The organism is Carnobacterium sp. (genome assembly GCF_040274425.1).
In genome coordinates, this window is the sequence record NZ_JBEMBC010000096.1 from 1 (window position 1) to 7,986 (window position 7,986).

The following is a 7,986-nucleotide window of genomic DNA, read 5'->3' on the forward strand; positions in this document are numbered from 1 at the left end:
GTTAACTTTATTCTACAGAAGGGACTTCCTTTTTTGTATGTTTTTTATTCATTTACACAAAATATTTTACACTCTCATTTTACATAGTTACTTACAAAATATATAGATTTAATTTTAAAAATATATTGTTAAAAAAGTAAGGTAAGCTTTTTACTTATCTATCAGGAATATAACTTCTCTGCTTCTTTTTTTACTCCTTATAAGAATCGAGACATCTTAATTAGTGATGCTCTCTCCTATTATTCGACGTAAAAAGAGAGGAGAAATAACCTTCTCTCCTCTCTCCCCCCTACTTTTATCTAAATTTTATGCTTGTTTTTGTTTCTCGTAATTAATATGATCGTATTTATCTGGGTTCTCTTGAAACTTCCAAACAACAAATGAACAAGTAGCGTAAATCATTTTATTTTCCTTTTCCATTTCAGTAACTAATTTGTCCAATAACTGTTCGGCGATTCCATGACCTCTTAAACTTTCATCTACTAATGTATGGTCGACAACGATATAGTCTTCATCTGTTTCTTTGTAGTGGATTTCAGCAATTTTATCGCCTTCTTCATTGTGTAAAACAAAAGCTGTTCCTTCTTTTTTAAATTTATTATCCAATACACTTATCCTCTCTTTTATTAATACAGTTCGTATACCTTATCAAACAAGTCCTTTTCAGTTTCGATTTGGCCCTTATTCCCTATTACGACAACCGTACTCTCTTCCAATACGCTGTCTAGGCCCTTATTAAGCATCTGTAAGGCATTTGAATCAACCGCTAGAATCTCTTCCTTCAAATGAACCAACTCTTCACGAGTCACGCCTGTTTTTAGACGATTGAATGCGGTTAAACCTTTGCTGAAAGCTGATTTTGGCTGTTCCATGGGACTGATCGTGCCAATAATGTATTTTAATAATTCGCTGTCAGACAACTCCATTTGTGCTACATAGTTAGGCAAACCTTTATAAGTTTCTAACGTTTTACGAATATTGGGGTCACGGTAAGAACTCAAGGCAAACTGACCAGTTCGTTGATGGTTATACAGCGAACCATAAGCACCACCTTTGACACGGATCTCATTCCACAAGTAACTGTAACGAATAGCTGTTGCCAATACTTTCGCTGAACCAGTGTAGTCAAATTTGTCGTTGGCATTTGAGGCAACAGCTACATAGTTCACGTCTTGAGCAGTGACATAAGCTTCATGTTGCTTTGCACCCGGCTTAATGACGGCTGGTTCACCTAATTCAGCACTAGGCAACTCAGAAAATGCTGCTTGTAATTTTTCTTTGACCAGTACTCCTCGATCTTTCTCACCGACGTATAAAATGTTCAAGCGATTTTTATTCAGCAAACCGTTTAATGTCTGCATGATATGCTCTGTTACCTCTTTTGACTTATCGGATTGCAAATCAGCACGAATGTCTTTCAAAAAATGGAATTGATCCATTCCGCTGATCAGTTCATTTAATTTGGCCGAAGATTTCACTTGACTCAATGCCCGATTTGCAGCTAGAACATGGGAACTGGAATTAATGCGTCGTTCGAAATTAGAAATCAGCTGTTGAGTGATTTTCAAAATCTCATCTTTATTTTCAAATTGCGTGTGGCACATGATTTCTTGCATCAATGAGACCAACTCCTCAAAAGAAGATTCCAAAGATTTTCCGCGTAAAATAAAATAAGGCTGCAACTGTCCTGCTTTATCTTCATAAATGTCTAGTTTTCCGTAAATGCCGCCTGTGTACAGATCTTTTTGACGCTGCAAAGTTGCGACATCATATTTCTCAGTGGCTAGCTTACCAAGCAGATGACTCAATAAACTCAACCACTGATATTCTTCAGCTGCAACATCTTTCAAATCAATGTACAAACTAAGGTAGTCAATGCCGGAAGTGAATTGTTCAGCCTGATAAAAACGAGTTCCTTCATTAAAAGTAATTTCTGTTAGTGGATACTCTTCTACCTGTGTACTCAAATCTTCTTTTTTCAGGGTTGGAATCTTCGCTAGATCTTCCGGTTTATCCGGCGCTTCTTGACGCTTAATCAACTCTTGTGTTTGAGCTATCATTTTGTCGATTTCTTCTTTTGATAGATTAGCTTTATATTCTTGCAATTGCTGATGAGATTTTGCTTCAAATTGGTCGCTTTTACCCGGTTCAGCTTTTAAAATCACTGCAGTACGCAAAGGATTGTTTAATAGTTTTTCTTTGATCAGTTGCTCAAAATACCCCCTACCTGCCAATTCTCCTAGTTCTTTCAAATAGCCCGAAAATTGCAAATTCACATAAGGACTCTTGTCATACAACCAAGATTGATAAGCATTAATGGCATAAATGACTCCACGTGGGTTGTCTTCCGAAATAGCCGCTTCTTTCGTTTGAAAAGTAATTTTATTCAACGCTGCATCAATCAGCCCTTCATCGATCCCTTCAGTCATTAACTGTTTTAAAGTCTCTTGAACAACTTCTTTGAATCGAGTCATCTTAGAGGCATCAGAATATTTAGCAGTGATCATAAATCCCGTTGGATAGCCAAAATCAGCAACGCCACCTATTATGTCCCCACCTATATCCGCATCCAATAAAGCTTTTTTAAGCGGTGATTGATTATTGCCAAATAAAATCTCTTCCAAAACCTCTAGTCCATACATATCCAGTACATCATTCGGTTCAGACACATGCCACCCTAAAGTCAAATAATCTTTTCCTTCAGGGTTATCCCCTGCAGTTATTGAGTAAGTATCTTCAAATACATCCTCATCAGGAACAGCCGGTTCAAAAGATAAGTCGACTTTTTCACTCTGTTTTCCTGTGCCACTGAAATAGTCCTCTAATGCAGCAAAAGTTTCTTTTTCATCAATGTCTCCATATAAGACAGTCAGAGAATTACTTGGGTGGTAATAAGTTTGATGGAAAGCAACAAATTCTTCTTGCGTTAAACTAGGGATGGCTTTTGGGTTTCCACCTGATTCGTGACTGTAAATACTATTGGGGTACAACTGACGAGTCAAATGCTGTTGCACTTGTCTTTCAGGAGAGGCTGTCGCCCCTTTCATTTCATTGTAAACAACGCCTTTATAAATCAGGTCATCTTCTGCTGACTCTAAATGATGATGCCAACCTTCTTGCGCTAATATTTGTGCATTATCGTAAAAGTTCGGCTTAAACACAGCATCTAAATAAACACTCATTAAATGCATAAAGTCTTTTTTATTAGTAGAAGCAACTGGATAAATTGTCTTATCTGAAAAAGTCATTGCATTGACGAACGTATTCAATGACCCTTTGACTAATTCAACAAATGGTTCTTTTGAAGGGTATTTTTCAGATCCGTTTAAAACTGAATGCTCTATGATATGAGCAATTCCGTTATCGTTATACGGAGGTGTCTTAAAACCAATCGTAAACGCCTTATTGGAATCGTCATTTGCTAGATAAAGAATCTTTGCTCCTGTCCCAACGTGTTCATAAATGGTTCCCACGGATTGAATATCCGGTAACTCTTGTGTCTCAATTTGCTTAAATGTCATAGAATTCTCCTTTTCCTTATGCATAATGACTTTATTCTACACCTTGTCCTTATAGTTTATAATACATAAAGGAACAAAAGCTACCTTGATTATTTAAATACCTATTCCAAAGTCCAATGATTCAACAACAAGCGAATCTCAACAATTGATTCCTTTACAGCTGCATCATCAGAAAATAAAGAAGTAACTGACGATAATTAACAAAGTGCTCAATAAGGTTCCCAGTAAATAGTATTCTGCAAACTGAGGATTTTCTGAAATTTTATTGTACCGAGCAATGGACTTCGCTGTCAGAATAAATCCAATAGCAGTAAATTGATTAGCATACAGCATCAGCAAAATAAAGAAACGTTCAAAAACACCAATCAACGCCCCCGCACTTGGAATCCCCTCATCTACTTGATTTTCATTGGTTGGGCGATAGTGATTCAATACTTTTTTTATAGTTACACTGCATGGCCGGATCATCACCAATAGAATCAGTATCCATGACAAAATATTTTTCATATCCAAACCTAAACTGCTCGACAAGGTTTCTAATCTTGGCATATATTCAATCTCTATAGAAGATACTGTGATATAGGCAACTGCCGCAAGTAATACAAGGATGTGTAACCCTTGGTCTACTAGAAAGATAGCCGTATCTTTATTATTATGAATGAAAAAGCGATTCGTAATCAAAAATTTTAGACAATCAATCATGAAATGCATCACTGAAATCCCTATGACCACTTTTAATAAAGGCCAACTAAAAATAGGAATAATCACCCCTACCATAGTGATCAAATAGATAAAACAATGGAGCACTAATTTCTTACCAGATACTTCCTTTTCTCTAGCTAACGCAGACGATTGAAAATAAAAGTCTCCCAAGATATGTCCGATAAATAATACTATCCATACGACTTGATTCACCTACTCATCCTCCCCCTCAATACTCTGACTTAAAAAGTGGCTAGCATCTATCAAAGCTGTTTTATAGGTATAATATTTCGCTGTATTCAGAGCTTTGTTAACGCTAGATTGGCCAATCCCTAATTCTTCAGCTGTCTTATATTGATTTTCTCCATGCGTGAAATAAGCATACATAACTTCTTTTTGTCTAGCAGACCACTTTGATTTCAACGCTGTGGCCAGTGACAGAATAGTATTCAATAGCTGATCTGTTTGTTGGTAGCCTTCTCCGGAACAAATCATCATATTGGTCTCGCTTGTGGTATATTTATTTTCATTTCCTTCAATGGTTTCAATCATTTTCCTTGCGCGGTGGTAGGCTGTGCCATCCATCTCCATAGAATTATCTCGTTGGATCGTTGTACTGATATTGCCTAAGCCAATGCCAAATCGTAATTCAACGGGAGCCATGGCCAATTCGATTTCAAAAATAATGCTTAAAATCACTTGTTTATTTTTTAGCAATCCTTGGAAGCTGTCTCCTAAAGTAATAATGAAATTAGAAGCAATGTCCTCTGCATATTTCTCATTTATTATTTGCAAAATAGAATGAAATTGTTCTTGCACTTCTTTTCGATCCGCAATTTTACGAGAGTCTTTAATATCCCCTATAATGGCTGCATATGGAGTCCCTACAGTTTGTCTGGTCATTTGATCACCTCTTTCTTTGATTATACCATAAGATTCACTTTAAAGTGAATCTTTATATAAAATTCATCTAAGACTGAATCTTTAGAGGGAGCTTTATTATTTTATTAATTAGCGGTAAATCGTTCTATTTAGTTAACCATAATTTAATTATGTTAACTACGTAGAACTGTAAAAAATTCATATCCCTTCCCTCTTCCTATTAATAACTGAGAAAAGTGGTTACTTTCTTAAAAAAGGCTCTAATACATTACTTTTTTTCGTAAATACTGTAAAGTTTATATCGTTGATGAACTGAATATTATTCAATATGATGTAGAGGTTGCGTTGATTAAGAGTAAGATTTTCTGAAAGGAATTACTGCCGAAGTACTATTGTACTGGGGTTACGTTAAATAAGCGTAATAATACTTTGGAAAATTTTAAATACAGTTCAATGTACTGCTGAATTATTATAATTAATCAAAAAACCAAAATAATTATTTTGGTTTTAAAGTATTTTTGCTATTTTTTTAATTTAGGACAAAATGTATTTATGAATCATTTTTAGTTTTTTTTCGCTTGGTTAACCTTTTAAATTTACTTAAAAAATGCTCTTTTTTTGAATCGTCTAATTCTAAGTTTTCTTTTGGTAAATCAGTTGTTAAATCAAGATTTTTATTGATTTTAGAACCTTTTTTAAGACGTGCTTGGAATTTTCCTTTCATTAAAACTTCAATATTTTTTAAATCGGGGTATTTTCCGTCTTTTTCTCCTGCAGCTATGATAGCCAACACCTCAATATAGCTCATAGAAAGCGCTGTTGTGATGATTGCTGCTGTTGAACCGCTAATGACTCCGCCAACAACTGTACCGGCTCCAGGTATCATTTTTATTACATTTGAAACGATGTACCTTCCTGCAAAAGTTGCTCCCCCTGTCCCTCCTATTGCTGCGACAAGACTGGCAATGGTAGATTTATCCATTGAAATACCAAAAATAGCTGTGATATGAGCCAATAAGGTTACTTGCATAGGAACAAGGACGGATGCGTCAGAAAATGGTATTGGCAAAAATCCAACACCGAAAGATGTTGCAATGTATCTCAACGCCCAAGTACGAGCAGCATTAGCTTTTCGTGCTATATCTACTTGTTGGGCGTTATTAAAAGCTTTTTTTGCCTCTTCAGGTATAATTTCGAGACTCATTTCAATCAATTCTTTTAATCCAAATGCTGGAACTGAAAACTCTTCAGTTACTTTAAACTCTTCAGCCATGATAGATATTACGCCATAGATTGGCAGATTAAGTGCTTCAATATACTCTTTAAATAGCTTTGCTGGTTCTCCGATTGATTGAGTTAAAATAATAACTACTGGAATTTTTTCACTCAATTCGCTAATCAATTCAAGCTCTGTGGGTTCTATACGCGATGAATTTGCATTAATACAGTAGTAAGCTAAATGTATTTCTTCTTTTATACCTAATTTTTTATTTTCATTAATCGTCTCAAAAATTTCATTTTTAATTTCATTTTGAACTTCGAGACTTAATTCCAATCCCCTAGTATCATATAAAACTAAAGGTACTCCCTCTTTAGAAATACGTCTTAAATGCTTTGTAATCGGTCTTCCGATTCCGGTCAAAGCAAGATTTTCTCTAAAAACGTTATTAATTAAAGTACTCTTCCCTACCCCAGTCTTCCCAACGACCATCACATTAACAGGGGTCATTTTTTTTAATTCTTCTTCAGTTTTATTTAAAATATCTTGTACCATGTTAAAATTTTTATCTAAATTTTTCATATTACCCCTCCGTCTATTAAAAAAACTACCTTATAGATCTGTATAGTTTATCTTACCATTATCTCTATTCTGAAGAAATAGATACGTATCTATCATTTATTACCTACAAAAAAACCTAACTGCAAAATAGCTTTGCAGTTAGGTTTTTTTGTTGTTTATCATTTTCTTTTAGTTGTTCTACTTTCGTTGGTTGCCATCCTTGATTATCTACCCAACCCAAGTAAACGCGGTAAGTTTTTGTTTGGCTACTATCAGAAACAGTTGCTACTACCTGCTCTGCCCCACCATTTTCAACCCACCATTCGATCATATCTGATTCACTTAAACCTGTTGCAACTGCAGCGGCTTTTTTGATTTCAGCACGATCTTGAGAACCATTACTAAAATCTGTAGTATGTTCACCTTGTTGTTCTGTTGCTACCGGTTCCCAGTCACCTGTGTAAGCTTCTGATACATTATCGTCTGAAGGCTCTGTTTCATTTGTTTCAACCGACTCTGATTCAGATTCTTCACTTTCTTCTGATTCGCTTGATTCACTTTCAGATGATTCTGATTCAGAACTGCTCTCAGAACTTTGAGAGTCACTTTGAGTTGATTCGGAGCTATCTTTTATAATCATGCTAGAACTTTCAATTGTACTTTCTTGTGGCTCATCTCCCCCACTAAAAAGTGACATGATGATTAGTACGACAACAACCAGTGCAGCGATCACGACTGCAAAAGTTAATATTTTTACCGTTTTTCTTTCTTTATCATATTTATTTGAGCGTGTATTTTTTTTATTGCCTTTAGGATCCTTCATATTTAATTCTCCAATCTTTGAAATGATTTACTTTGTTTTCATTTTTTGAAAACTACTTACTCAGTATACCATTGAAATGGATTAAATACGTTAAGCTAGCATTACCATTCTGTTTCGTTTTTAATTTTTTTTATTTATTTGTAATAAGGTTAAAATAGTGATTTCATTTGAAAAAGCCAACGAACCATGCTAAACTATACATGAAAAGAGAGATATGCGTCAACATACCCCTCTTTAGAATAGAACCGTTAAAGACGGCAGCTACTATAGAACATAAT

The 7,986-nt window shown here is 35.1% G+C and carries 6 protein-coding genes and 1 riboswitch; all 6 genes read right to left on the reverse strand.

What is annotated here, in order from left to right; all coding sequences use genetic code 11:
* Positions 1-306: 306 nt before the first annotated feature.
* On the reverse strand, positions 307-606 hold the full coding sequence (locus ABS911_RS13185; protein ID WP_350467940.1) for a GNAT family N-acetyltransferase: 300 nt from the start codon (positions 604-606) through the stop codon (positions 307-309).
* Positions 607-626: 20 nt separating this feature from the next.
* The gene (locus ABS911_RS13190) at positions 627-3,521 is read right to left on the reverse strand and encodes an insulinase family protein (protein ID WP_350467941.1); all 2,895 of its coding nucleotides are present in this window, start codon (positions 3,519-3,521) and stop codon (positions 627-629) included.
* A gap of 168 nt (positions 3,522-3,689) precedes the next feature.
* Positions 3,690-4,436: a DUF3307 domain-containing protein gene (locus ABS911_RS13195; RefSeq protein WP_350467942.1), complete on the reverse strand. Its 747-nt coding sequence runs from the start codon at positions 4,434-4,436 to the stop codon at positions 3,690-3,692.
* Positions 4,437-5,126 carry a SatD family protein gene (locus tag ABS911_RS13200; protein ID WP_350467943.1) on the reverse strand — a complete coding sequence of 230 codons (690 nt, stop codon included), beginning with the start codon at positions 5,124-5,126 and terminating at the stop codon, positions 4,437-4,439.
* A 305-nt stretch (positions 5,127-5,431) separates the two neighbouring features.
* Positions 5,432-5,574, forward strand: a riboswitch (Lysine riboswitch).
* Between the two features lie 81 nt (positions 5,575-5,655).
* Positions 5,656-6,906, reverse strand: coding sequence for a GTPase (locus ABS911_RS13205; RefSeq protein WP_350467944.1), 1,251 nt, complete (start codon positions 6,904-6,906; stop codon positions 5,656-5,658).
* Positions 6,907-7,021: 115 nt separating this feature from the next.
* On the reverse strand, positions 7,022-7,708 hold the full coding sequence (locus ABS911_RS13210; RefSeq protein ID WP_350467945.1) for a YrrS family protein: 687 nt from the start codon (positions 7,706-7,708) through the stop codon (positions 7,022-7,024).
* Between the last annotated feature and the right edge of the window lie 278 nt (positions 7,709-7,986).

What these genes read in the sequence shown, in the direction of transcription:
- ABS911_RS13210 (WP_350467945.1), bottom strand. Translation starts at nt 7,708, where the DNA reads ATGAAGGATCCTAAAGGCAATAAAAAAAATACACGCTCAAATAAATAT.
- ABS911_RS13200 (WP_350467943.1), bottom strand. Translation starts at nt 5,126, where the DNA reads ATGACCAGACAAACTGTAGGGACTCCATATGCAGCCATTATAGGGGAT.
- ABS911_RS13190 (WP_350467941.1), bottom strand. Translation starts at nt 3,521, where the DNA reads ATGACATTTAAGCAAATTGAGACACAAGAGTTACCGGATATTCAATCC.
- ABS911_RS13205 (WP_350467944.1), bottom strand. Translation starts at nt 6,906, where the DNA reads ATGAAAAATTTAGATAAAAATTTTAACATGGTACAAGATATTTTAAAT.